The sequence below is a fragment of the Streptomyces sp. NPDC058619 genome, from assembly GCF_042717785.1.
GTDB lineage: Bacteria > Actinomycetota > Actinomycetes > Streptomycetales > Streptomycetaceae > Streptomyces.
In genome coordinates this window covers 1-23,765 of sequence record NZ_JBHXQN010000076.1, presented here as the reverse complement: position 1 = coordinate 23,765, position 23,765 = coordinate 1, and the positions used below count along the sequence as shown (strand labels likewise).

Genomic DNA, 23,765 nt, shown 5'->3' with positions numbered 1-23,765 from the left:
GACAGCGTGTCGACCATCGTGTTGATCACCCCGGCCAGCGCCGCGACCTCGCCCTTCGCCTCCACCATGATCTTCTGCGAGAGGTCGCCGCGGGCGACCGCCGTGGCCACCTGGGTGATGGACCGCACCTGTCCGGTCAGATTGGACGCCATGACGTTGACGTTGTCCGTGAGGTCCTTCCAGATGCCGGAGACCCCGCGCAGGTTGGCCTGGCCCCCGAGGTTGCCCTCCGTACCCACCTCCCGGGACACCCGGGTGACCTCGCCCGCGAAGGCAGAGAGCTGGTCCACCATCGTGTTGATGGTGTCCTTCAGCTCCAGGATCTCGCCGCGCGCGTCGACCCGGATCTTCTGCGACAGGTCGCCCTGCGCCACCGCGGTGGTGACCTCCGCGATCGAGCGGACCTGGGCCGTCAGGTTGTCGGCCATGACGTTGACCGACTCCGTCAGGTCCTTCCAGGTGCCGGAGACCCCCTTGACGTCGGCCTGACCGCCGAGGCGGCCTTCGGTACCGACCTCGCGGGCCACGCGGGTGACCTCCCCGGCGAAGGAGGAGAGCTGGTCCACCATCGTGTTGATGGTGTCCTTGAGCTCCAGGATCTCGCCGCGCGCGTCCACGCCGATCTTCTGCGACAGGTCGCCCTCGGCCACGGCCGTGGCGACCTGGGCGATGGAGCGGACCTGGGCCGTCAGGTTCCCGGCCATGGAGTTCACGGAGTCCGTGAGGTCGCGCCAGGTGCCCGAGACGCCCTTGACGTCGGCCTGACCGCCGAGGATGCCCTCGGTGCCGACCTCCCGGGCCATGCGGGTGACCTCGTCGGCGAAGGAGGAGAGCTGGTCGACCATCGTGTTGATGGTGTTCTTCAGCTCCAGGATCTCGCCGCGCGCGTCCACGTCGATCTTCTGCGACAGGTCGCCGCGGGCCACGGCCGTCGCCACCTGGGCGATGTCGCGGACCTGCGTCGTCAGATTGCCCGCCATCGCGTTGACGGACTCGGTGAGGTCGGCCCACGTACCCGACACCCCGGGGACGACCGCCTGGCCGCCGAGCGTGCCCTCCGTGCCCACCTCCCGGGCGACACGGGTCACCTCCGAGGTGAAGCGGGACAGCTGGTCGACCATGCCGTTGAAGACCGTGGCGATCTCCCCGAGGAGGTCGTCGTCCTCGTACGGCAGCCGCGTCCCGAAGTCACCGTCGCGTACGGCCGTCAGCCCGGTCAGCAGCTGGCGCAGCTCGGCCTCTCCGACCGCTCCGCCCGGCCCCCTGGCGGAGCCCTGCTCGGCCCGCGCGCCGGGGTTACCCACCTCGGTCATGCCAATCCCGCCTCTGTTCTTCCGCAGCCGTCACAGGTCCTGAGGTCCTGAGGTCCCGCCCGCCCGCCTGCCTGCCCGACGCGGACCCCCGGAAGGCTACCGTCCGCCGCTGTACGGGTGACCCGGCGAGCGGCGGCGGCCGGTGCGGGGCACGACGCGGGGCACAAAGCGGGGACCTGCGGCGACTGACCCGCGGCGGCGGGGGTAGGCGCGGCATAACGACAGCACCGGAAGGCAATCTCATGGCGAACCCGTCCATGCACGGCCCCGTACAGCAGCACGACCGCGAGTCGACCGGCGCACTGGTCGAGCAGGCCGCCGAGCAGCTGACCCGGCTCGTGCGCCAGGAGATGAGTCTGGCGCAAGCGGAGATGCGGGAGAAGGGCAAGCGGGCCGGCCTCGGCGGCGGCCTGTTCGGCGGCGCGGGCGTCGTCGGCGTCCTCGCCCTGCAGGCCCTGCTGGCCGCGGCGATCGCGGCCCTGGCCCTGGTCCTGCCCCTGTGGGCCTCGGCACTGATCGCGGCGGGGGTGCTGACCGTCGTGGCGGCGGTGCTCGCGTCGATGGGGAAGAAGCAGATCGGCCGGGCCGGCCCGGCGGCCCCCGAACAGACCATCCGGAGTGTGAAGGCCGACGTGGCCGAGATCAAGGAGAGGGCACACCGATGAGTGAGGACCACGCCGACCGGAAGCACACCGCACCCACCCCCGCGGAGCTGCGCGAACAGGTACGGGAAACCCGCGAGGAGTTGGGCCACACGGTGGAGGCCCTGGCCGCGAAGGCGGACGTCAAGGCGCAGGCCAGGGCGAAGGCCGCCGAGGTGAAGTCCCAGATCCGGGTCCGGACCGCGCAGGTGAAGTCCCAGGTGCACGACGCGGCCGCCCACGTGGCGGAAGCGGCAAACGACAAGACGCCGGGGACCGTACGGGACACGGCGACGCAGACCAGGGACCAGCTCGCCGCATCCGCCTCGGCGGTGGCGGCGAAGGTCCGGGAGAACATGCCCGCGCAGGCCCGCGAGAAGGCCCGGATCGTCGCGACGGTGGCGCGCCGCCACCGCACCGCGCTGATAACGGTGGGCGTGGTGGCCACGCTCGCCGTGCTGCGCCGGGCCCGGAGGAGGAACCGATGAACAAGTCAAAGGTCGCCTATCGGCCGGTCGGCCTCCTGGTCGGCATCGCGAGCGGCATGGCGGCCGGTGCGGCCGTCCGGCAGATCTGGAAGGTCGTCGGCAACGACGACGACGCCCCGGACGCGACCGACGAGGACCGTACCTGGCGGGAGATCCTGCTCGCGGCCGCCCTCCAGGGCGCGGTCTTCGCCGTCGTGAAGGCGGCCGTCGACCGCGCGGGAGCCACGGGCGTCCGCCGCCTGACGGGTACCTGGCCGGGCTGACCCGGGGGCGGCAGCCGGGGGCGCCAGCCGGGGGCGCGCCCGTACCCCGCGGCTCTCCTCGTCTCGCCCCAACCTCGCCCGCATCCGTTTTGACCCGAGCGATCCGGGTAAGCGATGTTTCGTCTTGGAAATCCTGTTCCTCAGTGGAACGGCCCGGCCGCAGCGCCGGACCGCGCCGCCGGGGGCACCGCACATTGGAGAACCTCGTGTCCGTCGTGAAGAGTGCCCTGTCGGATGCCGACCTGAAGACCGTCGGCGAAGCGCTGCAGGGCGCGCTGGTGGATCTCGTCGACCTCGCCCTCGCGGCCAAGCAGGTCCACTGGAACGTCGTCGGCCCCCGCTTCCGGTCCGTCCACCTCCAGCTCGACGAGGTCGTCGCCTCGGCCCGTACCCACTCCGACGTGGTGGCCGAGCGCGCGTCCGCCCTCGGCGTGACCCCGGACGGGCGGGCGGCCACTGTCGCGTCGACGAGCGCCATCGCCGGCGTGCCCGAGGGCCTGATCAAGGACGCCGACGCCGTGCGCATCCTGGTGGACGCCCTGGGCGCGGTGATCACCCGCATGCGTGAGCGCATCCAGTCCACCGGCGACCCGGACCCGATCACCCAGGACATCCTGATCGGCCTGACGGGCGACCTCGAGAAGCATGCCTGGATGTTCACGGCCGAAAGCGCCTGACCCTCCACGGACTGCGGCACACCGATGCCCCGACCGCCTCCGGGCGGCCGGGGCGTCCGTGCGTCCGGTAGGCGGCCGCGGGGTGCGCCATGCCGGGCGCACGGGGTGGGGCGCCCCGGCCGGACGGGCCCCGGTTGCGTCAGGTGTCCCCCCGAGGGTGGGGGCGGCGGACTATGAGGACCGCTCGGTCGTCCTGGTGGCGGGTGGCGCGGGCGCAGCCCATCAGCGCGTCCGCGATCTCGTCCACCGAACCGTGGCGCGCCGCCTCCAGCGTCCGGCAGACCAGAGCCGTGCCGTCGTCGAGGCTCAGGCCGGGGCCCTCCACGAGCCCGTCGGTGAACAGGGCCATCGTGTCGCCCTCCGGGAGGGTGCCCCGGGAAAGCGGGTACCGCGTGCCGTGCAGGACCCCCAGCGGGAGGCCGCCCGGGGTCTCCCCGGCCCGGGCCCCGGCCGGCCCGCACTGGACGGGCGGCACGTGTCCGGCGCGCGCGGACAGGACCCGGCCCCGCGGGTCGAGGAGGGTGTAGAGGCAGGTGGCGAAGCCGGGGGCGCCCATCTGCAGCATCAGCTCGTTGGTGCGCCGCAGGACGCGGTCCGGGGAGGAGTCCTGCCAGGCGTACGCGTGCATGGCCGTCCGCACGTCCCATGAGGGCGGCGGCCTGGATGTTGTGGCCCTGGACGTCGCCGATGATGCAGGCGACCGAGCCGTCGGGGAAGGTGATGACGTCGTACCAGTCCCCGCCCACGTCCAGCCCCTCGTGCGCCGGCAGGTAGCGGGCCGCGATCTCCAGGCCGTCGATCGGGGGCAGCGCGGCGGGGAGCATGTCGCGCTGCAGCGCGCCGGCCAGTTCCAGGCGGGCGGTGCTGAGCCGGATCCGCGCCCAGGCCTGGCCGGCGAGTTCCGCCGTCACCCCGAGGAGCGTGCGATCCGGTTCCGTGACGGGGTGGGGGCGGTCGTAGGTGATGACCCAGCCGCCCAGCGGCCTGTCCGGATCGGCGGCGAACGGCACCATCAGGAAGGACTGCGCGGTCGTCGCGTCGAGGAGGTGGTGGGCGCGCGGCCAGGTGGCGCGGTAGGCCTCGCGCGATTCGATGGCCTCCATGCGGCCGGTACGGATGGCCTGGGCCAGCGGCTTCGGGGCGTCCAGCGGCATGCCGTGCAGGGAGCGGGCCATGGCGGGGTCGATGCCGTCGCCGAAGGTGACGCGCAGCCGTTCGTTCTCGACGAACGCGAGCAGCGTGCCCGTACCGGAGAAGGCGGGCGCCACCTTGTGCAGGATCGCGTCGGTCAGCTCCTCCTCGGTCTTGGCGGAGACGAACGCGGCGGCGAGTTCCCGCACGAGCCTGCTCTGCCGGGAGTGCTCCCGGGCCAGTGACTGGCGGCGTTCCGCCGCGAGGGTGGTGTCGGAGGTGGAGCCCACGATCTGGCGCGGCCCGTCGAACCCCAGGCGCAGGATGCCGGCCATGGAGGTCAGCCAGCGGTAGCCGCCCTTGCCGTCGGGGTGGCGGAAGCTGATGTGCGTCACGTCGGTCTCACCGCGCCTCAGCGCCCGGAACGCCCGGGTGACCTCGTCCACGTCGTCGGGGTGCAGCTGGTCCAGGACCGCCTGGAGGGGGAGGGCGCCGGAGGTCTGGTGGCGGCTGTGGGACAGCGCGTTGTCGATCCAGCGGAACCGGTCGTGCGTTTCGTCGTACGCCCACACCGACTGCCCGCGCAGCGTGGCCGCCGCGTGCAGCACGGCCCAGTTCTCCCAGCCCGGGCCGGGGGGTTCGGCCAGGTCGACGGTGGCTGTGGACCGGCCGGTCGCGTCCACGGCCGGGCGGGCCGAGGCCACGCACAGGACCGGCTCCCGCTGCCCCCGCAGGACGAGCGGTCTCCTCGTGACGGGCGGAACGGGGCCGTGCCCCACCGAGGCCGCCTCGGCGGCGTCCGTCAGGAGGCGGACGGCGGAGCCGGCGTGTCCGGCGGCGGCGAGGTCGGCGAAGGTGCCGGACAGCAGCGCGTCGGCCTCGATGCCCAGCAGGGCGCACACCCGCGCGTCGGCATCCAGGATCACGCCCCCCTCGTCCACCCCGTGGGAGAGGTCGACCAGGAGCCGGGCGGTCTGCGGGTGGGCTGCGGTCTGCGGGTGGGCTGCGGGCAGGGAGGGCATCGGGCTGTCCGTCCGTCCGGTCGGGGGCACGACCGTCCACTGAAGCGCAGGGAGGCGGGGGCGGCCCAGAGGCTCTCGCCCGTACCGGCCGGGCCCGAAGTCCCGTACGCGCCGGGCCGAAGTCCCGTGCGCCGGCGGGGCCCGAAGTCCCGTACGCCCGCGGGGTCCCGGGCCGCGTGCCGGGCGGGGGGCGGGAGCCCGCGGGGCGCGGATCCCGGCGCCGCCGCGGACCGGTCGCGGTCCTGCGCGCATGCGGACGGGGTAACGGGGCAACTGCGTATCACACTCCGCAGAAAGGCAGTCTCGTGCTGAAGCCCGCCCCCGCCGTCCTTCGTGGCCTGCTGTCCCGATACGCCGACGCACGGATCACGCAGGCCCTCGAGGACTCCCCCGAGGTACGCCTCGAGTTGGAAAGTGTTTCGTTCACGCTCTGCGTGGCAACCGCGACCCGGAACATCAAGGACGCCCTGGCGGCCGCCGACGACATGCTGGCGGCCGCGCCCTGTGCCCCGGCCGCCGGTACGCCGGCGGGCGCGCAGGCCGGTACGGCCGCCGCCTGACCGGACGGCGGCATGTCCCGGACCGCCCCCGCGCACCCGGGGAAAGGGCCGGGACCGTCGCCGTCGGCGTCGGATAGGGTCCTGGGCGGTAACAGACCCGAACCGAGGAGCGCGCGGCATGATCGACGAAGAGCAGCAGCTCAGCGGCGTACTGAACCCACCCGGGGGCAGCCGCACGGCGGACGAGCGGATCCGGCGGATCCGTCGGCGTCTGGAGCGGCTGATCGGCATCGCCGCGACGGAGGGGAACACCGTACTGCCGCTCCGCAACGGGGACGAGATCTTCGCGGCGATGCTGGACGCGATCGGGTCGGCCCGCCACACGGTCGACATGATGACGTTCGTGTACTGGAGGGGCGACATAGCCCGGCAGTTCGCCGAGGCCCTGACCGACCGGGCCCGCGCCGGTGTCAGGGTGCGGCTGCTGCTGGACGGTTTCGGCAGCCGTCTCATAGAGCAGACCCTGCTGGACGGGATGAAGGACGCGGGCGTCGAGGTCGCGTGGTTCCGCAAGCCCCTCTACCTCTCGCCGCTCAAGCAGAACCACCGCTGTCACCGCAAGGTCCTGGTGGTCGACGAGCGGACCGCCTTCACCGGTGGCGTCGGCATCGCCGAGGAGTGGTGCGGCAATGCGCGCAACCCCGGAGAGTGGCGGGACACGCACGTCGAGGTGCGCGGCCCGGCCGTCGACGGCATCGCCGCGGCCTTCGCCCAGAACTGGGCGGAATGCCACAGCGAGCTGTTCGACGACCGCGACCGGTTCGTCACCCACGAACCGAGCGGCGGCGCCATCGTGCAGGTGGTCCGCGGTTCGGCCAGTTTCGGGTGGCAGGACATGCAGACGCTGATGCGGGTGGTCCTGGAATCGGCCGAGGAACGGGTGCGTCTGGCGACCGCCTACTTCGCCCCCGACACCTACTTCATCGACCTGCTCTGCGCCACGGCCCGCCGCGGCGTCGAGGTCGAGATCCTGCTGCCCGGACCGCACACCGACAAGCGCGTGTGCCAGCTGGCCGGTCAGCACCACTACGAGGCGCTGACCGCCTGCGGCGTGAAGATCCACCAGTACCAGCCGACCATGATGCACGCCAAGATCGTGACCATGGACGGCGTGGTGTCCCTGATCGGCTCGACGAACTTCAACCGCCGGTCGCTGGACCACGACGAAGAGGTGATGCTCGCCGTGATGGACGCCGAGTTCACCGCGACCCTCGACGCGCACTACGACGAGGACCTCGAGGCGAGCGACCTGATCAGCCCGGGACGCTGGAAGCGCCGCTCGGTTCTCCAGCGCGCCCGGGAGACCGCGGTCCTCCCCATCCGCCGCTACCTGTAGCAGCCCCGCGCGCCCGGCCCGCCGCCCGGGACGTCCCGAACGTCTTGGACGCCCCGGGCGTCCTGGTGCCGGATGATGACGGGCTCGGGGCTCCCCTGCCGCGTACAGGGTGCCCGGCGCGGTCCCCGTACGTCCGGCTCCGCCTCGGCCCGGGTGGCGGCCTGGAGCGCGGCGCTGACGAGGGTGGCCAGCAGGTCGATGTCGGAGTCGATGTCCAGACGTACCGTCACCCACTCCGACCCGGTACGCAGATGGACCGCGGTGGAACCGGCGAGGGCCGGCTCCAGCTTCGCGATCATCGCGCGGGTGAGATGGACGTCAGCCTCGTGATCGCCGTGGAAGTGGACGATCTCCTGTGAACCGGCGTTGAGGCCGAGTCCAGTGCCGCAAGGAGTGCGGCCTTCGCTGAGTGCAGGCCAGCTCATGAGCTGTTCACTGGCGTGCCTGGCAGTGTTCATGACCCGAGCCTGCCCGGACGGGGACCCGCACCACAAGAGCGCTGACTCAATCGCTCCCCCGCACCACGGAATTCGGCCGCCGCAGCACGCGACGCCCCGCCCCGCCGCGCCGCCGCACGCCCGAGGGGGTTTCGACCGCGGTCCGGCGGTCACACGCGCAGAGGTAACGGTCCGCGAGGAAGGACTCCACCATGGCAACGATGATCCTGCTGATCGCGCCGATGCTGCTGGCGCTCCTGCTCGTCAAGCGCCGGGGCGGTCAACACGCCCGCCACCGGGCCGGGCGGATCTGAGGAACGCGTGCCGAAAAGGCCGGAACCAGGAAAGTGAGGTGGGTGCGTTGTCGCTCCGTGCGGTGGGCTGGGCCAGGTCGTTCCCCATCTACCGAGGGCCGGGATCGGCCCGTCGGTGGAGCATGGAGCACCTGCAGGCCCTGAACTGGACCGAGGGCGCCCCCGACGTCGTCCATTCCGTCCTGCTGACGGTGTCCGAACTGGTCACCAACGCGCACGTCCACGCGCAGAGCAGCGCCCAACTCGTCCTGACCTGGGACGGAGAGTGCCTGCACGTGAGCGTGGCCGACTCCGACCCCGGTCTCCCGGCCCCGGGCGAGGCGTCGGAGGGAGCCGTCTCCGGCCGGGGCCTCGCGATCGTCGACGCCCTCGCCGACCGCTGGGACGCCCACGCCTTCCACGGCGGCAAGACCATCACCGCCTGTTTCCACCCGCCCGGTCGGCCGGATCCGCACCGCGACAGCGACCCGACCGACTCGGGCCACCTGCGCCCGCACACCCCGGGCTGAGCCGGCGGGCCGGCCGCGGCGGGACCTCCGGACCGGGCACCGGGTGGCGTGCCACGGAGGGGCACCGGAACCGCTTCGTGCGCCTCGGCGCCCGCCGTCTTCGTCGGCGGCCGCCCCTCAATCTCGACGGCCGCCTCGTCGACGTCGAGCCCGGCCGCGTGGTGCGCGAGGCGGAGGCCGCGGCTGCCCGGATCGGTGCCGCCGTGTGAACGGCGGGCCCGGGCGGGGCGGGTGAGGCGGACGGTGCCGGAGTGAACCGCCGGGACGGTCCGTGCGTCTTGTACCCCATACGTGGTCATACGTACGGGAGACGACCGAGGCGGTCGGAAGCGGCCGCAGAGGAGGACGCATCGTGGAAGCAGCAGGAACACACCCGTCCCGCCGCGCGGTCCTGGCCGCCGGCGCGGGCACCCTGGCGGCCGTCCTGGCCTCGGGCGGCACGGCCTTCGCCGCGCCGTCAGGCGGGGAGGGCGTCCTGGACGAGCTGCGGGCGCTGGAGCGCGAACACTCCGCCCGGCTGGGGGTGTTCGCGCGGAACACCGGCACCGGGCGTACGGTCCTGTACCGCGCGGACGAGACCTTCCCCATGTGCTCGGTGTTCAAGACGCTCGCCGTCGCCGCGGTCCTGCGCGATCTGGACCGCGACGGGGAGTTCCTCGCCCGGCGCATCCGGTACACCGCGCAGGACGTACGCCGCTCCGGGTTCGGCCCCGTCACCGGGCGGGAGGAGAACCTGGCCGACGGCATGACCGTGGAGCAGTTGTGCGCGGCCGCGATCTGTCAGAGCGACAACGCCGCCGCCAACCTGCTGCTGCGCGAGCTCGGCGGTCCGCGCGCCGTCACCCGCTTCTGCCGTTCGGCGGGCGACGGCGTCACCCGGCTCGACCGATGGGAGCCGGAGCTGAACTCGGCGGAGCCCGGCCGCCTGACGGACACCACCAGCCCCCGCGCCGTCGGCCGGACGTACGAGCGGCTCGCCCTGGGCGACGCGCTCGCGCCGCCGGACCGGGAGCGGCTCACGGGCTGGCTGCTGGCCAACACGACCAGTACGGAGCGGTTCCGGGCGGGCCTGCCGGCGGACTGGGTCCTGGGGGACAAGACGGGCGTCGGCGCGTACGGCACGAACAACGACGTGGGCATCGCCTGGCCCCCGCGCGGGGCGGCGCCGGTCGTCATGGCCGTCCTGACGACCAAGCACGAGCCTAAGGCGGCCGCGGACCATCCGCTGGTCGCCCGGACCGCCGCCCTGCTGGCCGTGGCCCTGGCCTGACCGGCGCTCCGCCCGGGACCGGCGCCCGGGACCGGCGTCCGGGACCGGCGTCCGGGACCGCCGCCTGGCGCCGGGCGTGCGCCGAACGGGGGCTCGTCCCCGGTGCGGACGACCGGGTTGCGCCGATGCCGCCGCCGGTCGCTGAACACTGGTGGACCACTCACCTCACCGGAAGGACCCGGCCATGGCGAACGTGCGGCGCATCGGCGATGTCGAGACGCGGGAGATCGAGGTCTTCGAACTGGAACTGGACGAGGCGGACCGGGCCGCGATGCGCGCCGACCCGGACGCGTACGTCAGGGACGTGCTCGCGGAGGAGATCGGCCACATCAACGGCGTCGCCGTCGACGTGCACATCCTCGGCGAACTCGCCCGCGGTACGGCCGTCTCCGGTGGGCCGTACGTCGTGCACCACACGGTCAGCGGACGCTGGGCGTCCCGGGTCGAGATCACCGACCCGAAGCAGTAGCCGCCGCGGCACGCCCGGTGCTCCGGCGGAGCTCAGGGTCTCGAAGCACCGGCAGGTGCCGGTCCGCGCGCGGCACGGCGGCGCCCACCCGTCCAGCGGGGCGAGCTCGGCGCCGCCCGAGCGGAGGGTGGTGATCGGGGTCGGCAGCCACGGCAGGAGGACCGGGTCCGGCCCGGATGTGGTTGCAGAACGAGCCCCTCGCGCCGCCGCAGGGCCGGTTGTTGTCGGTGCTGCAGGCGAACGCGTACGTACCGGCCGCGACGGACGAGACGGAGACCCGCTCGATGCCGGAGCCGCTCGACACCACGCCCTGCAGGCGTCCGCCGGCCAGCTCGACGACGAGCTTGCGCGGCCGTGCGGGTGCGATCACCCGTACCGTGCTCGACCTCTTCCGATCTGACAACGCGCCATCTCCTCTGCACCGGGAGGCGTCCACGCCCCGTCGGCGGGACACGAACTGAATTTGGGTGCGACCACGGACAACGCGGGCCCCGGCAGCCCCTCCTGTGTACGCGGCCGCCGGGGCCCGCCGACCGGATTCCGGACCCGTCGCCCCGGCATGGGTCGGCGCGGACGGGGTAGCCGCCGTACGGAGGGAAGGGCGTGCAGTGAAACTCTCCGACTGGCTACTGACCGCGGGCGAACGCGGCAATACGGCGACGCGCCTGGATCGCCGTCGCCCCGACGGCGCGGCCTGGTCACACGGCAATCACGTACGGCCACTGGTCCACGGCAGGACCTACTTCACGGAGCTGCTCGCCGCGATCCGCTCGCAGGGCCCGGGCGACCTCCTCATGTTCACGGACTGGCGCGGCGACCCCGACGAGCGGCTGGACGGCGAGGGCACCGAAATCGGTGCGGTGCTGGCCGCCGCTGCCGAGCGCGGCGTGATCGTCAAGGGGCTGATCTGGCGCTCGCACCTGGACGGACTCCAGTTCAGCCAGACGGAGAACCGCCACCTCGGCGAGGAGATCGCGGCGGCCGGCGGCGAATGTCTGCTGGACATGCGGGTGCGCCCCGGCGGCTCGCACCACCAGAAGCTCGTCGTCCTGCGCCACCCGGACCGTCCCGAGGCCGACGTCGCGTACGTCGGCGGCATCGACCTGTGCCACGGCCGCAACGACGACGCCTCCCACCACGGCGACCCGCAGGCCATCCCCTTCGCCGAGGCGTACGGTGAGCGACCGCCGTGGCACGACGTCCAGCTGGCGGTGTGCGGGCCGGCCGTCGGCGACCTCGAGGCCGGCTTCCGCGAGCGGTGGGAGGATCCGTCGCCGCTCAGCCGCAGCCCCCTCACGCGGATGCGGGAGATCTTCCACCACGAGGACACCGAGGCCGATCCCCTGCCGCCGCAGCTGCCCGATCCGGAGCCGTGCGGCAGCCACACCGTCCAGGTGCTGCGCACGTACCCGAACCGGCTGTTCCGCGGCTATCCCTTCGCTCCCGACGGCGAGCGCAGCATCGCGCGCGGTTACCTCCGGGCCGTGGGACGGGCCCGCTCGCTCATCTACCTGGAGGACCAGTACCTGTGGTCCCCGAGCGTGGTGGAGAGCTTCGCGCAGGCCCTGGCGGCCCACCCCGGACTCCACCTGGTCGCGGTCATCCCCACCGTCCCGGAGCAGGACGGCCGGCTCACGCTGCCGATGAACCTGGTCGGACGGATCTCGGCACTGGACCGGCTGCGCAAGGCGGGCGGCGACCGGGTCGCGGTGTACGGGCTGGAGAACCACGCCGGAACACCCGTGTACGTCCACGCGAAGGCGTGCGTGATCGACGACGTGTGGGCGGCGGTCGGTTCGGACAACATCAACCTCCGCTCCTGGAGCCACGACTCGGAACTCGGCTGCGTCGTCCTGGACGCAGACGCCGACCCGCGGACGCCGCGCGACCCGGCCGGCCTCGGGGACGGCGCGCGCGTCTTCGCCAGGGAGCTGCGGCTGCGCCTCGCGCGCGAGCACCTCGACGAGGCCGAGCCCGACCCGGGGGCCCCGGACCCGCTGTGCGACCCGGTGCGCGCCTTCGACGCGTTCGCGGCGTCCGCCTCGGCACTGGACGCCTGGCACGCGGGCGGCCGCCGGGGGCCGCGCCCGCCGGGCCGGCTCCGGGCCTACCGGCCGCCGGACCTGTCCTCGCTGGCCAGGACGGTGTCCATGCCGTTCTACCGGCTGCTCGTGGACCCGGACGGCAGGCCGCTGCGGCTCCGGCTCCGCAAGTCGTTCTGAGCGTGCGCGTCCGGGCCGGAGCGGGTGCGGCCCTGCGGCCCGGGACCGCACCCCTGCGCCTCGCCGCGGGGGCTGCGGCGGGGTCAGTCGCCGTTGGCGGAGAAGTGCTGGTAGTCGGGGTTGGGCCAGCGGTCGCCCCAGGACCAGCCGACCTCCTCGAAGGCCCGGGCCACGGGGTCGCCCGGACGGATCATGCCGGGCCGGGCGCGGTCGCGGTCGAGGTGGTCCCGCCCGTTCGGCGGGTGGCTGGTGCCGTGGAGGTCGACGTACGGGTTCTCCACCGGGTTGATGTCCACGGCGTCGCCCCAGGCGTGCCGGGAGAGCTTGCGCGGGTCGCCGGTGACCGGGCGGCAGTTGAAGGCCGAGGTGTTGTCGTCGGCCATGGCCCGGGCGTCGCTGCCCCCGTACGCGGCCATGACCCGCATGCGGCGGATCGGGAACCGGGCGGCGTAGGCCGTGCCGAACACGTGGAGCAGCGGGGCGACGGCCTCGCGGTGGACGATCAGCTCGCCCGCGTGGACCGTGCCGTCGAAACCCCAGTGGTTCATCCGGATCAGCCGCAAGTCCCCGGGCGGTACGGGGCAGCCGGCCCGGTGGGAGGCGCCCAGCTTCTCGGCCGGAACGGCCGTTACGCGGGCCGACAGTCCCGGCACCGATTCCGCGGGCAGGGCCCGCAGCCGCGGCGCGGGAGCCTGCTGCACGTCGCAGGACGGCACGGACACGCAGAGAGCGGCGGTCAGGGCGACGACCGCGAGGCGGTAGCGCACTGATCCACCGTAGGTCCGCCCGGCCCGGCGGGCATGCCGGAGCCGGTGCGGGGGCCGGTCCGGCCGCCGCGGCACGGGGAAGCCCCGGCCGATCAGGGGGGTGACCGGCCGGGGCGGCCAGGGGTGTGGCGGCGGGCCGTCGCCTCGCGGCAAGGGCTTCTCGGCGCACACATAGATGAACACTCAACGACATGGCGTCGTTCCGGTCACCCGCGTCGCGCGGCCGGCGCTGATGCGGCTCGTCCTGCGGAAGCAGCTGGAGCGGCCGGGTTCCACGCCCGCCGAGGCGGAGTCCTACCGCGGCAAGATCGCGGTGGTGGAGCGGGCCCAGCAGGCCGGCGCCGTCGACTCCGCGCTGGACGCCGTCGACGTCCTCACCCTGGTGATGGGCCTGTCCCAGGCCTGGTTCGGTGCGGTCGGCGGCCCAGCGGCGGGCGATCCGGGCGCCGACCGGCCGCCCGGGCTCCTCGCCCGCCACCGCGAGGCCGTGGTGGAGTCCGTACGCGCCGCCTCACCGCGCCGCGGCGGGTACGGCCCCCCTGAGGGGCCCGTACACCGCACCGCCGCGGGCCGTACGCCGTGGGCCGCACGCCGTGGCCGCGGCCGGCCGGGGGCGCGCGGCCGTCAGCGCTGCCCGTCGATCGGCGAGGGCCGCTTCGCGTCCGGTTCCGGGCCGGTGCCGGGCCCGATGCGGATCTCGAAGTCCCCGTCGTACTCCTCGTGGCCCGCCACCACGGCCTGGGCGACGGCCTCCGCGCCCCTCTCGCCGCGGACGATCAGCGGGTCCCGGCGCAGGTCGCGCATGAGGGCCACGCACATGCCGATCATGACCAGGGTGAACGGCGCCGCCACCAGGATCGTCAGGTTCTGCAGGCCGGCGAGCGCGTCGCCCTTGCCGTTGCCGATGAGCAGCATGATCGCGGCGACGGCTCCGGTGACCACGCCCCAGAAGACGACGACCAGCCGGGCCGGTTCGAAGACGCCCTTCTGGGAGAGGGTGCCCATCACGATGGACGCGGCGTCCGCGCCCGACACGAAGAAGATGCCGACGAGGACCATCACCAGCAGGCTCATCACGGTGGGGACGGGGAACTGCTGGAGCACTCCGAAGAGCTGCCCCTCCGGTGTCGTCTCGCGGCCGAGTTCGCCGCTCTCCCGGAGCTTCATCGCCGTACCGCCGAAGACGGCGAACCACACCAGGCTGACCGAGCTCGGCACGAGGATGACGCCGCCGATGAACTGGCGGATCGTACGACCGCGGCTGATCCGGGCGATGAACATGCCGACGAACGGCGTCCAGGAGATCCACCAGGCCCAGTAGAAGACCGTCCAGCTGCCGAGCCAGTCGGCGACGTCACCCGCGCCCGTGGCCTCCGTACGGCCGATGAGCTGGGGCAGGTCGCCGATGTAGGCGCCCACGGAGGTGGGGAGCAGGTCGAGCACGATGACGGTCGGCCCGGCGATGAACACGAACACGGCGAGGACGAGCGCGAGCACCATGTTGATGTTCGACAGCCACTGGATGCCGCGCTCCACGCCGGAGACCGCGGAGGCGACGAACGCGACGGTCAGCACGGCGATGATCGCGACGAGCAGGCCGGTGCTGACGGTGTCCATCCACCCCAGCTCCCGGAACCCGCTGCCGATCTGCAGGGCGCCCAGGCCCAGGGAGGCGGCGGAGCCGAAGAGGGTGGCGAAGATGGCGACGATGTCGATGACGCGGCCCGCGGCGCCGTGGGCGTGCCGGGCGCCGATGAGCGGCTCGAACACCGCGCTGATCGTCTGGCGCCGGCCGCGCCGGAAGGTGCTGTAGGCGATGGCGAGCCCGACGACCGCGTAGATGGCCCACGGGTGGAGCGTCCAGTGGAACAGCGTGGTGGCCATCGCCGTCTGCATGCGCTCTGCGGAGTCGACGGGGTGGGTGCCGGGCGGGGGCGTGCCGTAGTGCGACAGCGGCTCGCTCACGCCGTAGAACATGAGCCCGATCCCCATGCCCGCGCTGAACATCATCGCGACCCACGAGACGGTGCGGAACTCGGGCGATTCGCCCTCGCGCCCGAGGCGGATGCGGCCGTAGCGGCTGATGGCGAGCCAGAACGCGAAGACGACGAAGCCGGTGGCGGCGAGCATGAAGGCCCAGCCACCGTTGTGGATGAGCCCCTTCAGCAGTCGGCTCGACACGCTTTCGAGCGAGTCGGTGGCGAGGGCGCCCCACAGCACGAAGGCCAGGGTCAGGCCCGCCGTGACGCCGAAGACCACCTTGTCCGTTCGGGAACGAGGGCCGGCCGGCGGATCGTGCGACAACGAAGTCCCCTTCCACGAAGACCGAAAAGGAGCATTTCGGTACGCGTATCGGCTTATCACGCTTTCCACCCGAAAACGGCCCCTTGGAGGCGGCGGTATGCGGATGTCGCGGACCGTACGCCGCCACCGCCCGGGCGGCGTTGACCCAGTCGGGGGCGGTTTGGGCGCGGCCGCCCCGATGTCCGGGGCGCCGCGCGGGCGGCGGGACAGGCTCTGACGGACGCGAACCACGGCTCGGCGGAGGTCAGTACATGCCCGGCGCCCCCGGCGGCCGTCCGCCGCCCGCGCCGGGCGCTCCCCACCCCCGCCCGCCGCTCCCCGGCCGGGGGTGCGCCGGGTGACGGCCGGTCAGCGGGGCGACCGCGGGCCGGTCGTGTACCTCGTCGCGGCGGTGGCGGGCTGCCTCGTGGGGCTGGTCGGCGGGAGCTTCCGCTGGTGCCTGGTGCGGGCCGACGAACTGCGCGGCTCCCTGCTGGTGGCGTCGGAGCGGCTGGGCGGTCCGGGCTGGCTGGTCCCGGTCGCCCTCACCGCGGTGGGCGCCGCCGTCGCGTGCGCGATCGCCCGGCGGGTCCCGCTCGCCGCCGGCAGCGGCGTCCAGGACGTCGAGGCCGTGTGGCGCGGGGAGCGCGAACCGCGGCCGCTGTGGCTCCTGCCGGCCAAGTTCGCGGGCGGGCTGGTCGCCATGGGCTCGGGCCTGGTCCTCGGGCGGGAGGGCCCGACGGTGCACATGGGCGCGGCGATCGGTGCCGAGGCGGGGCGCCGTACCGGGATGGGCCCGGGCGACGTCACCCTGCTGCACACCTCCCTCGCCGGAGCGGGCCTGGCGGTGGCGTTCACCGCGCCCCTGAGCGGGGTGCTGTTCGTCTGCGAGGAAGCGACCAGGCGGGTCCGGCCGCGCCTGGTGCTGCTCACGCTCATCGGCACCGCGACCGCTGTCGGGTGCTCCCAGCTCGTCGTGGGCGACCGGCCCGTATTCCGCGTGCCGGACACGGCCGCCCCGCCGCTCGTCCTGCTGCCCGTCTTCCTGCTGCTCGGCGTCACCACGGGCGCCCTGGGGGCGGGGTACAACCGCCTCGTCATCGGGGCCCTGGCCTTCTGCGACCGCACCACCCGGGTGGGTCCGGTCGCCCGGGCCGCCCTGATCGGGGCCGTGGTCGGACTCCTGCTCGGCATCGATCCGCTGCTGGCCGGCGGCGGGGACCAGTTGAGCGGGCGGCTGCTGGCCGGCGACGTGCCGGTGGTGCCCGTACCGCGGTCGTCCGGGCGCCCGTGACGGGCATCGCGCTCGTCGTCGAGATGACGGGGGCCACGTCCCTGCTGGTCCCGCTGCTGACCGCCTGCTTCGCCGCGACCCTGACCGCCGACCGGATGGGCAGCGTCCCCGTGTACGACAGCCTGCGGCTGCGCATGCCGGACCGGCCGTGACCCTCCGGCCGGCCCGGGACCGCCGCCGCGAAGAGCACCCCCTCTGTCACGCGCACGCGTTGCTATTTGACATGATTTCAGGTGATTCACCGCTACGTTGATCCGGTGACCGCCCCCGCACAGCCCGCCGCGCCCCCTCCGGCCTCCCCCGCCAGGGCCCTGCTCCCGCTGATCCTGCCCGCCCTCGTGATCGGGGTGGGCTCCAGCCTGCTGCTGATCGGCGTGAGCGAGGTGGCCGATCTGCTCAAGGGCGTGCTGTGGAAGACCCTGCCCGACGCGATCGGCGTCGGGCCCTGGTCGCTCGTGTGGATCCTGGCCGTCCTGACGGCGACCGGTCTCGCGGTCGGGCTCGTGGTGTGGAAGGTGCACGGGCACGCCGGGCCCGACCCCGCGACCACGGGGCTGGTGGACGCCCCGCTGCCGCTGGGAGTGGTCCCCGGGCTGCTCGTGGTGACCGGACTGGCCTTGGCCGGCGGGGTCAGCCTGGGCCCGGAGAACCCGATCACCGCCGCGAACATCGCCCTCGCGTACTGGCTCGGGCGACGCCTCGCGCCCGGCAGTCCGGCGCAGGTGTGGGTGGCGCTGGGCGCGGCGGGCACGGTCGGCGCGCTGTTCGGCACCCCGGTCGCTGCCGTGCTGATCCTCACGGAGTCGATGGTGTCCGCGCCCCGCCCGGCGACCCCGACGACACCCGGCGAGCGCGTACCCACCCTGTGGGACCAGCTCTTCGCCCCGCTGATCGCCGCGGGAGCGGGCGGAGTGACGAGCGTGATGCTCGCCGCTCCCACTTTCCACCTCCCGCTGCCCGCGTTCGACGGCCCGCACTGGCCCGACCTGATCGCCGCGCTCGTGATCTCCTCGGCCGGGGCGGCCCTGGCCCTGATCGCCGTCTACGCCTTCCCCCACGTCCACCGGCTCTTCCACCTGCTGCCGCACCCGGTGCTCGCGCTGACCCTGGGCGGCCTGGTGCTGGGACTCCTCGGGGCGCTCGGCGGCAAGCTCACCCTCTTCAAGGGGCTGGAGGAGATCGGCGTCCTGTCCTCCGACCCGGGTGCGTACTCGGCGGGTTCCCTCCTCCTGATGACCGTGGTCAAGCTGGCCGCCGTCCTCGTGGCCTGCGGCTCCGGGTTCCGCGGCGGCCGGATCTTCCCGTCCGTCTTCGTGGGGGTCGCGCTGGGTCTCGCCGCGCATGCCCTGGTGCCCGCGGTGCACCCGGCGGTCGGCGTGACCTGCGGGGTCCTCGGGGTCCTGCTGGCCGTCACCCGGCAGGGCTGGGTCAGTCTGTTCACCGCCGCGATCCTCGCCCCGGACCCGGGCCTGCTGCCGCTGCTGTGCGTGGCGCTGCTCCCGGCCTGGCTCCTGGTCAGCGGGCGGCCGCAGATGCAACTCGACGGCGCGGGCGCCCCCTTGCGCTGACGGCCCCGCAACGGTTGCGGCGGCCCCGGAACGGTTGCGGCGGTCCGATGACCCTCTCGCCTGACTCAATCACGGCACCGGCCGCCTCGGCCCCGCGGTGATCACTGCACCGGGCCCGATGGCGCCCCGTGATGTACCACCCGGACCACGGAACCCGCCGGTCCGCGCACCGTCCATCGCATCGAGCCGGCGCGGGGCCGCACGCACCGCGGCCGTCGGCGCGTGGCCCGGCCCGGCGCCGCACGCCACCCGGCCGCCCACCGCGTCCCCCTGACCGCGTCCCCCACGCCGCGTTCAGCGGCGGAGGGAGTCCGCGTCGCCCATGACGACGACGGGGCGCCGCTCCGGGTCGAGCCAGCGCAGCAGTTCGCTCATCTGCGGCTTCGCCAGGGAGACGCAGCCCTCGGTCGGGCCGTTGTGGTCGACGTGCAGCCAGATCCCGCCGCCCCGCTCCTCGCCGAGGGGACGGGTCCGGTCCAGCGGTGAGGTGCCCGGCTCCCGGTTGTAGTCGATCGCGACGACGTAGTCGAAGGAGCCGGCGAGGGGCTCGCCCAGGGATCCGGTACCGCCGATGGTGAAGGCGGGCCCCCGGTCGTACGGGAGGCGGGTACCCGGATCGTCGAGCAGCCCGCCCGCGCCGGTCAGCCCGTAGACCCCGACGGGCGAGCGCAGGTCCCCCAGGGTGTGGTGGTCGGTCCAGCCCCGCCGGCCGTTGTGCGCGGGCCAGCCGGAGCCGGCGAGCGGCGCCGGGGACCAGCTCCCGGTGTCGTCGCGCTCGTAGAGGATCACTGTGGAACTGCTGGAGTCCCGGCCCCGGCCGGTGACCACCACGGCTTGCCGCGCTTCGACGGGGACGCCCGCCACGGTCAGCGGCCCGAGTCCGGGTATCTCGGTGGCGCGTCCTCCCTGTGCCACGGCGCCGGGCCCGCTCCCGCCGGGGGCCGGCGCGGCCGCGGGGGAACCGCCGCAGCCCGCCAGGGCGGTGAGGGCGGCCAGGGCCAGGACGGCGGCGGGCAGGGCGCGGCGCGCATGCATGGGGCGGGGGTGCCTTTCGTCGGTTCGGGCGGGGAGCTCCGGGCGGGGCGGCGTCGCGCCGCCCGCGGGGTCGGCTGCCCCGGTACCGGCGAAGTACGCCGCCGCCGGGTCCCGTTCGGCCGCGGCGGCGGACCACGCCCCCGTACGACCGGAGGACGGGGTCCACTGCGGCCCCGGGCCGATCCGGTGTTTCGCGGAACCGTTCATACCTCCGGGTGAGGGCGGGTTCCCGGGGACGGCATGCCGGCCGGTCTTGCCTACCGTGGACCACGGGGTTGGCGGGCAGCCGCCCTGATGGCGTGTCGTCTCATGCCGGGGAGCTTTGCGCGGCGCAGCAGTACACGCGGTCGGTCCGGGTGCGACTGCGCTACCGGTGCGACAACCTGGTGGCACGGGGAACCGCCGTGCTGATCAGCTGGCTGGCCCTGGCCTGCCTCGCTTTCGTGGTCCCGATGAGCCTGGTGCTCGTATGGGCCGACCGGCGGGTCCCGCCGACCGCCTCGGGCCGGCTCACGGCCGTGTGGGTCAGCGTCGGCCAGACGCTCAAGATCGGGGGCGCGGTCGGCTCCCCCTCTTCGTTCTGGCGTCCGCCTCGCTCGCACTGGTCGCCCTGCTGTTCGTGTCGACGCTGGTCAGCCTGATCACCACCGGCAACGACCGGCGGATCATCTGCCGCAACAGCAGCACCACCGACCCCGCGGTGCTGGCCAAGCTGGACGTGCCGTCGTACGACAACGTGATCGTCATAGGCGAGATGGCCACGTTCCCGTGCCGGCGCCCAGCCCCGCCCACGGCGTGCGGCACAACCCCGACAAGCGCGGGCGGGTCCGCTTCACCGGGGCCGACCGGGTCCTCGTGCTCGCCGGGAACCGAACCGCCCCGGCGGGCGTCCGCGGCCCCCGAAACGGCCTCGGGGCCGCGCAGCTGGTGCTGCGCGGCCCCGAGGTGTGTACCCACGGAGTCCCAAAGGACCAGGCGGGTCCCGGTGATCAGGCGGGGGTGATGTTCTCCGCCTGCGGGCCCTTCTGGCCCTGCGTGATGTCGAAGGTCACGGCCTGACCCTCCTGGAGCTCGCGGTACCCGGACGCGTTGATCGCCGAGTAGTGGGCGAAGACGTCGGGGCCGCCGCCGTCCTGGGCGATGAAGCCGAAGCCCTTCTCCGCGTTGAACCACTTCACAGTGCCCGTAGCCATAGCAATGCCTTCCAGTCGGTGATCGTCGCCCACCATTGCGGGAAACGGAGGTGATCGCCCTGGTCCAGGCACAACTCAGCAGAACTGCCCACACCAAGGAGATGCGGGCAGAAGGCACTTCGAACCACGACAGCTACCGGCACGCTACACGGACGGCACGCACCGTCACCAGAGGAAGCGACCCCTCAACATCAGTTCGCCGCTCGCGCCGCTCTGCGGTCATGCCTGCGGGGAACCCGCCGCGCGGCGGTACTCGGCGTTGATGCGCTGCGCCTCCTCGAGCTGGTCCTCCAGGATGACGATGCGACAGGCCGCTTCGACCGGGGTGCCCTGGTCGACGAGTTCCCGCGCGCGCGCCGCGATCCGCAGCTGGTACCGGGAGTAGCGCCGGTGGCCGCCCTCGGAGCGGAGCGGGGTGATCAAGCGGGCCTCTCCGAGTGCGCGCAGGAAGCCTGCGGTGGTTCCGAGCATCTCGGCGGCCCGGCCCATGGTGTAGGCCGGGTAGTCGTCGTCGTCCAGGTGACCGCCGAGCGGGCCTGTGGGGTTCTCTGCTGTCATCTGCACCTCTGTCGAAAATCGCGGAAGGACTCGGGGAACGCGTAGAGGGGCCCTGGTGCCGTGCGGCACCGGAGCCCCGAAGGGAAATTCAACACCATCCATCGGCCCTAGTACTGCGCCGACCTCCTGTTTCCGCGGTCTCGCCCTGGAGAGGGGCGGGAATGCGGGGATCGCGTATGCGTGACCGTGGACTACCTTCCGTTCCGGCGTCGTGCGGTACCCGGGCCCAGTCGCACACCCGGGCGATCCTGATGGTGCTGCCCGACCCCTCCACCCTTCCCTTACCGTTCCACGTTGGCTACATGAGAAACCATAACCAGGCGACCGCGCAATGTCTATTCCCGCCATCACAGATTTCCGCGTATTCGATGGGGAGCCAATCACTCTCGTATGCCCCCGGAGATCACGCAGGGTGTTTCAGAAGGTCACGAGTGGTAACACTGGGTGAGGAAGTAGTGCAGTCGACAGGCAGGGAGGCGGGACACATGTCCGTGGGTACCGTGATCATCCTGGGTACGGTGGCGGCGATCATCGCGGCTCTCGTACTCGCTCCGCCGGTGACGCCGCCCCGGGCGGGCGCACGGCCGGGCGGGCGGAACCTCCGTCCGGAGCAGCACGCCGGACGGCACCGGAGCGCGGGCGGCCCGCGCCTCCCCCGGCGGCGGCTGCGGACGGTGCCCGAACCGCGCTCCGGTCCCTACCGCCGCACCGCAGGCTGACGGAAACGCCCCGTCGCACCCGACTTCGGGTATCCCGGACACATGGCTCCCACGGCTCGGGGTACGCGAGGGGCGGGACTTGAAGCACGCTCGGCCCGGCGATGACGCCGGTCCCGGCGGTGGCCGGGTCAAGGGCGCCGGTGGCAGGGCGTCGGAATCCGCCCCGCCCCGTCCGTTCCGATGCGGACCGCACCACTGAGATGGATCCGGGCACGGACGATCCAGAGAGCAGGTGAGCCCGATGAACACGACGATCACGAACGCCACGATCATCCGCTCCACGACAGCCGTCGCCGGCGCCCGTGACTCCGTCAGGGTGTTCCTCGACGGGCTGGGCCGGCCCACTGTGGCCCAGGACGCCGCCGATACCGTCGTCTTGGTCGTGTCCGAACTCGTCACGAACGCCTTGCGCCACGGCGGCGGCACCTGCACCCTCGACCTGACCGCGCACGCCGACAGCATCGAGGTCGCCGTCCACGACACCAGTCCCCACGCACCGCGCATGCGCGTCCCCGACCTGCACGGCGGTGGCGGGGGCTTCGGCTGGCCGATGGTCAACCACCTCGCCCGCGCGACCGCGGTCACCCCGCGGACCGACGGGGGCAAGACCGTGAGCGCCCTCCTGACCCGGTAGTAGCGCGGGCCGACCGACGGGGCGACGGATCACGTGATGAGGGCCCGACCGGCGTGCCGGTCGGGCCCTCATCACGATGTGTTCAAGTGCCGGCTCCCGGCCGTACTCCGGTCAGACGGCCACGGGAGCGCCGATCATCGCCGACCGTCCCATGATCGGGGCGACGACCGGAGTCGGCACGGCCTTGGCGACGGTGCGGCAGGTGAAGCCGAGCTGCGTCATGGCCCGGAACACCTCACCGGCGCTGAAGTCGCGCCGGTCCTGCCGGGTGATGACCTCGCCCACCTGCTTGACCGGGTACTGGCGGCGGCCGATGATCACCGACTCGGCGGTGACCGGCTCGGGCTTGATGCCCTTCATCGATTCCAGCACGCCGCTCTTCGTCAGGTCGAACGGGAAACGGGCGATGACACAGCGCATGAGGCCTCACAGGGAGAAGGGGAGGACGGTCCGGCCGGATGAGGCGGTTCAGCGGGAGAGCGCGAGGACGCCCAGGGCGCTGCCGTGTTCGTCGACCACGGGCAGCGCCCGCAACCGCCGGTAGCGCATGGCGTGTTCGGCCTCGGCCATGGTGGTGCGGGGCGAGGTGAAGGGCCCCGGGGCGCCCGCGATGTCGCGCAGCCGGATCCGGTCCGTGGAGGCGGCGACGTCGCGCAGGGCCGTGAGCCGGGCCCGGGTGACCAGTCCGGTGCACTCGCCGAACTCGTCGCAGACGACCAGGTGACCGGCGCGGGCGCAGTTCATCACGGACAGGGCCACCTCGACGGTCATGTCGTCGCAGACCTGCGGTCCGGCGGCCTCCATGACCTCGGCCACCGTCCTGCGCACGGGGTCGGCGTGCGCCGCGCGGGGCTGTTCCTGGACCGGCGTCACAAGGCCTCCTGCAGAGATGGGTCGGCTCCGGTTCACAGGACCGTTCAGGCCGCCGCGTCGAAGGAGGACTGCCGCTGACCGGTACGCCGCTGCCCCTGTGCGGGGCGGCTGCGGCGTCCGCGGGTGGAGGCGGTGCTGCGCTTGGGGCGGTCGGAGGCGGGGTTGGTGATGGTGACCGGGATCCCGGAG

General features: G+C 73.4%; 26 protein-coding genes and 3 pseudogenes. 17 read left to right on the top strand and 12 right to left on the bottom strand.

Annotated elements, in window-relative coordinates:
- The coding region (locus ACFWTC_RS35600) for a HAMP domain-containing protein (protein ID WP_383930449.1) at positions 1 to 1,313 on the bottom strand (1,313 nt) is incomplete at its 3' end.
- Between the two features lie 242 nt (positions 1,314 to 1,555).
- Between ACFWTC_RS35600 and ACFWTC_RS35595 the strand changes: the two genes are divergently transcribed.
- The 4 genes from ACFWTC_RS35595 (at position 1,556) to ACFWTC_RS35580 (ending at position 3,382) form a co-directional block, all read left to right on the top strand.
- Entirely contained in the window at positions 1,556 to 1,978 is a 423-nt protein-coding gene (locus ACFWTC_RS35595; protein ID WP_383930452.1) for a phage holin family protein, read from the top strand.
- Entirely contained in the window at positions 1,975 to 2,442 is a 468-nt protein-coding gene (locus tag ACFWTC_RS35590) for a DUF3618 domain-containing protein (protein ID WP_383930454.1), read from the top strand. The genes ACFWTC_RS35595 and ACFWTC_RS35590 overlap by 4 nt, the downstream gene beginning before the upstream one ends.
- Positions 2,439 to 2,705: a DUF4235 domain-containing protein gene (locus ACFWTC_RS35585; protein WP_383930457.1), complete on the top strand. Its 267-nt coding sequence runs from the start codon at positions 2,439 to 2,441 to the stop codon at positions 2,703 to 2,705. Before ACFWTC_RS35590 ends, ACFWTC_RS35585 begins: the two co-directional genes overlap by 4 nt.
- A gap of 206 nt (positions 2,706 to 2,911) precedes the next feature.
- Positions 2,912 to 3,382 (top strand): Dps family protein, encoded by a 471-nt coding sequence (locus ACFWTC_RS35580; RefSeq protein ID WP_383930460.1) that lies wholly within the window; start codon positions 2,912 to 2,914, stop codon positions 3,380 to 3,382.
- Between the two features lie 139 nt (positions 3,383 to 3,521).
- On the opposite strand, the gene ACFWTC_RS35575 is transcribed toward ACFWTC_RS35580, so the two are convergent.
- Both ACFWTC_RS35575 and ACFWTC_RS35570 read right to left on the bottom strand, forming a co-directional pair.
- Positions 3,522 to 4,010 (bottom strand): PP2C family protein-serine/threonine phosphatase, encoded by a 489-nt coding sequence (locus ACFWTC_RS35575; protein WP_383930463.1) that lies wholly within the window; start codon positions 4,008 to 4,010, stop codon positions 3,522 to 3,524.
- 313 nt (positions 4,011 to 4,323) lie between these two features.
- Positions 4,324 to 4,848 (bottom strand): annotated as a pseudogene (locus ACFWTC_RS35570) (hypothetical protein); the annotation flags it as partial.
- 992 nt (positions 4,849 to 5,840) lie between these two features.
- Here ACFWTC_RS35570 and ACFWTC_RS35565 point away from each other — a divergent pair.
- Complete coding sequence (locus ACFWTC_RS35565; protein ID WP_383930466.1) at positions 5,841 to 6,095, top strand: DUF5133 domain-containing protein; 255 nt, start codon at positions 5,841 to 5,843, stop codon at positions 6,093 to 6,095.
- A gap of 118 nt (positions 6,096 to 6,213) precedes the next feature.
- On the top strand, positions 6,214 to 7,431 hold the full coding sequence (locus ACFWTC_RS35560; protein WP_383930469.1) for a phosphatidylserine/phosphatidylglycerophosphate/cardiolipin synthase family protein: 1,218 nt from the start codon (positions 6,214 to 6,216) through the stop codon (positions 7,429 to 7,431).
- Here ACFWTC_RS35560 and ACFWTC_RS35555 read toward each other — a convergent pair.
- Positions 7,422 to 7,889 (bottom strand): luciferase family protein, encoded by a 468-nt coding sequence (locus ACFWTC_RS35555; RefSeq protein WP_384029974.1) that lies wholly within the window; start codon positions 7,887 to 7,889, stop codon positions 7,422 to 7,424. The two genes, ACFWTC_RS35560 and ACFWTC_RS35555, sit on opposite strands and share 10 nt — an antisense overlap.
- A gap of 415 nt (positions 7,890 to 8,304) precedes the next feature.
- Here ACFWTC_RS35555 and ACFWTC_RS35550 point away from each other — a divergent pair, with 415 nt between their 5' ends.
- From ACFWTC_RS35550 to ACFWTC_RS35540, 3 genes are all read left to right on the top strand, one after another.
- Positions 8,305 to 8,691 (top strand): ATP-binding protein, encoded by a 387-nt coding sequence (locus ACFWTC_RS35550; protein WP_384029976.1) that lies wholly within the window; start codon positions 8,305 to 8,307, stop codon positions 8,689 to 8,691.
- A 352-nt stretch (positions 8,692 to 9,043) separates the two neighbouring features.
- A complete protein-coding gene (gene bla / locus ACFWTC_RS35545; RefSeq protein ID WP_383930478.1) occupies positions 9,044 to 9,961 on the top strand; it encodes a class A beta-lactamase in 918 nt (305 codons plus the stop codon).
- Positions 9,962 to 10,145: 184 nt separating this feature from the next.
- Positions 10,146 to 10,430 (top strand): hypothetical protein, encoded by a 285-nt coding sequence (locus ACFWTC_RS35540; RefSeq protein ID WP_383930480.1) that lies wholly within the window; start codon positions 10,146 to 10,148, stop codon positions 10,428 to 10,430.
- Positions 10,431 to 10,599: 169 nt separating this feature from the next.
- Here the strand turns inward: ACFWTC_RS35540 and ACFWTC_RS35535 are convergent.
- Positions 10,600 to 10,833, bottom strand: a pseudogene (locus ACFWTC_RS35535) (hypothetical protein); the annotation flags it as partial.
- 205 nt (positions 10,834 to 11,038) lie between these two features.
- Here ACFWTC_RS35535 and ACFWTC_RS35530 point away from each other — a divergent pair.
- On the top strand, positions 11,039 to 12,652 hold the full coding sequence (locus tag ACFWTC_RS35530) for a phospholipase D family protein (protein WP_384029978.1): 1,614 nt from the start codon (positions 11,039 to 11,041) through the stop codon (positions 12,650 to 12,652).
- Positions 12,653 to 12,735: 83 nt separating this feature from the next.
- Here ACFWTC_RS35530 and ACFWTC_RS35525 read toward each other — a convergent pair whose 3' ends face one another.
- Entirely contained in the window at positions 12,736 to 13,419 is a 684-nt protein-coding gene (locus ACFWTC_RS35525) for a M15 family metallopeptidase (RefSeq protein WP_383930486.1), read from the bottom strand.
- A gap of 175 nt (positions 13,420 to 13,594) precedes the next feature.
- Here ACFWTC_RS35525 and ACFWTC_RS35520 point away from each other — a divergent pair.
- A pseudogene (locus ACFWTC_RS35520) lies at positions 13,595 to 13,912 on the top strand (hypothetical protein); the annotation flags it as partial.
- A gap of 131 nt (positions 13,913 to 14,043) precedes the next feature.
- Here ACFWTC_RS35520 and ACFWTC_RS35515 read toward each other — a convergent pair.
- Positions 14,044 to 15,723, bottom strand: coding sequence for a BCCT family transporter (locus ACFWTC_RS35515; RefSeq protein ID WP_383930489.1), 1,680 nt, complete (start codon positions 15,721 to 15,723; stop codon positions 14,044 to 14,046).
- 337 nt (positions 15,724 to 16,060) lie between these two features.
- On the opposite strand from ACFWTC_RS35515, the gene ACFWTC_RS35510 reads away from it, so the two are divergent.
- The 3 genes from ACFWTC_RS35510 (at position 16,061) to ACFWTC_RS35500 (ending at position 18,564) form a co-directional block, all read left to right on the top strand.
- Entirely contained in the window at positions 16,061 to 16,996 is a 936-nt protein-coding gene (locus ACFWTC_RS35510) for a chloride channel protein (protein WP_384029980.1), read from the top strand.
- Positions 16,993 to 17,148, top strand: coding sequence for a hypothetical protein (locus tag ACFWTC_RS35505; RefSeq protein ID WP_383930495.1), 156 nt, complete (start codon positions 16,993 to 16,995; stop codon positions 17,146 to 17,148). The genes ACFWTC_RS35510 and ACFWTC_RS35505 overlap by 4 nt, the downstream gene beginning before the upstream one ends.
- A 105-nt stretch (positions 17,149 to 17,253) precedes the next feature.
- Positions 17,254 to 18,564 carry an ion channel protein gene (locus ACFWTC_RS35500; RefSeq protein ID WP_383930498.1) on the top strand — a complete coding sequence of 437 codons (1,311 nt, stop codon included), beginning with the start codon at positions 17,254 to 17,256 and terminating at the stop codon, positions 18,562 to 18,564.
- A 294-nt stretch (positions 18,565 to 18,858) separates the two neighbouring features.
- Here ACFWTC_RS35500 and ACFWTC_RS35495 read toward each other — a convergent pair whose 3' ends face one another.
- Positions 18,859 to 19,599 carry a hypothetical protein gene (locus ACFWTC_RS35495; protein WP_384029986.1) on the bottom strand — a complete coding sequence of 247 codons (741 nt, stop codon included), beginning with the start codon at positions 19,597 to 19,599 and terminating at the stop codon, positions 18,859 to 18,861.
- Between the two features lie 299 nt (positions 19,600 to 19,898).
- Between ACFWTC_RS35495 and ACFWTC_RS35490 the strand changes: the two genes are divergently transcribed.
- Positions 19,899 to 20,240, top strand: a complete 342-nt coding sequence (locus ACFWTC_RS35490; protein WP_383930501.1) for a hypothetical protein — start codon at positions 19,899 to 19,901, stop codon at positions 20,238 to 20,240.
- Between the two features lie 348 nt (positions 20,241 to 20,588).
- Here ACFWTC_RS35490 and ACFWTC_RS35485 read toward each other — a convergent pair whose 3' ends face one another.
- A complete protein-coding gene (locus tag ACFWTC_RS35485; protein WP_267726646.1) occupies positions 20,589 to 20,792 on the bottom strand; it encodes a cold-shock protein in 204 nt (67 codons plus the stop codon).
- Between the two features lie 219 nt (positions 20,793 to 21,011).
- Positions 21,012 to 21,350 carry a MerR family transcriptional regulator gene (locus tag ACFWTC_RS35480; protein ID WP_351277784.1) on the bottom strand — a complete coding sequence of 113 codons (339 nt, stop codon included), beginning with the start codon at positions 21,348 to 21,350 and terminating at the stop codon, positions 21,012 to 21,014.
- Positions 21,351 to 21,835: 485 nt separating this feature from the next.
- Between ACFWTC_RS35480 and ACFWTC_RS35475 the strand changes: the two genes are divergently transcribed.
- Positions 21,836 to 22,069, top strand: coding sequence for a hypothetical protein (locus ACFWTC_RS35475; protein WP_383930504.1), 234 nt, complete (start codon positions 21,836 to 21,838; stop codon positions 22,067 to 22,069).
- A 241-nt stretch (positions 22,070 to 22,310) separates the two neighbouring features.
- A complete protein-coding gene (locus ACFWTC_RS35470; RefSeq protein WP_384029982.1) occupies positions 22,311 to 22,703 on the top strand; it encodes an ATP-binding protein in 393 nt (130 codons plus the stop codon).
- A gap of 111 nt (positions 22,704 to 22,814) precedes the next feature.
- Here the strand turns inward: ACFWTC_RS35470 and ACFWTC_RS35465 are convergent, their stop codons facing one another.
- Entirely contained in the window at positions 22,815 to 23,123 is a 309-nt protein-coding gene (locus tag ACFWTC_RS35465; protein WP_384029984.1) for an SCO5918 family protein, read from the bottom strand.
- Positions 23,124 to 23,171: 48 nt separating this feature from the next.
- On the bottom strand, positions 23,172 to 23,576 hold the full coding sequence (locus ACFWTC_RS35460; protein WP_383930512.1) for a CBS domain-containing protein: 405 nt from the start codon (positions 23,574 to 23,576) through the stop codon (positions 23,172 to 23,174).
- Positions 23,577 to 23,765 lie beyond the last annotated feature (189 nt).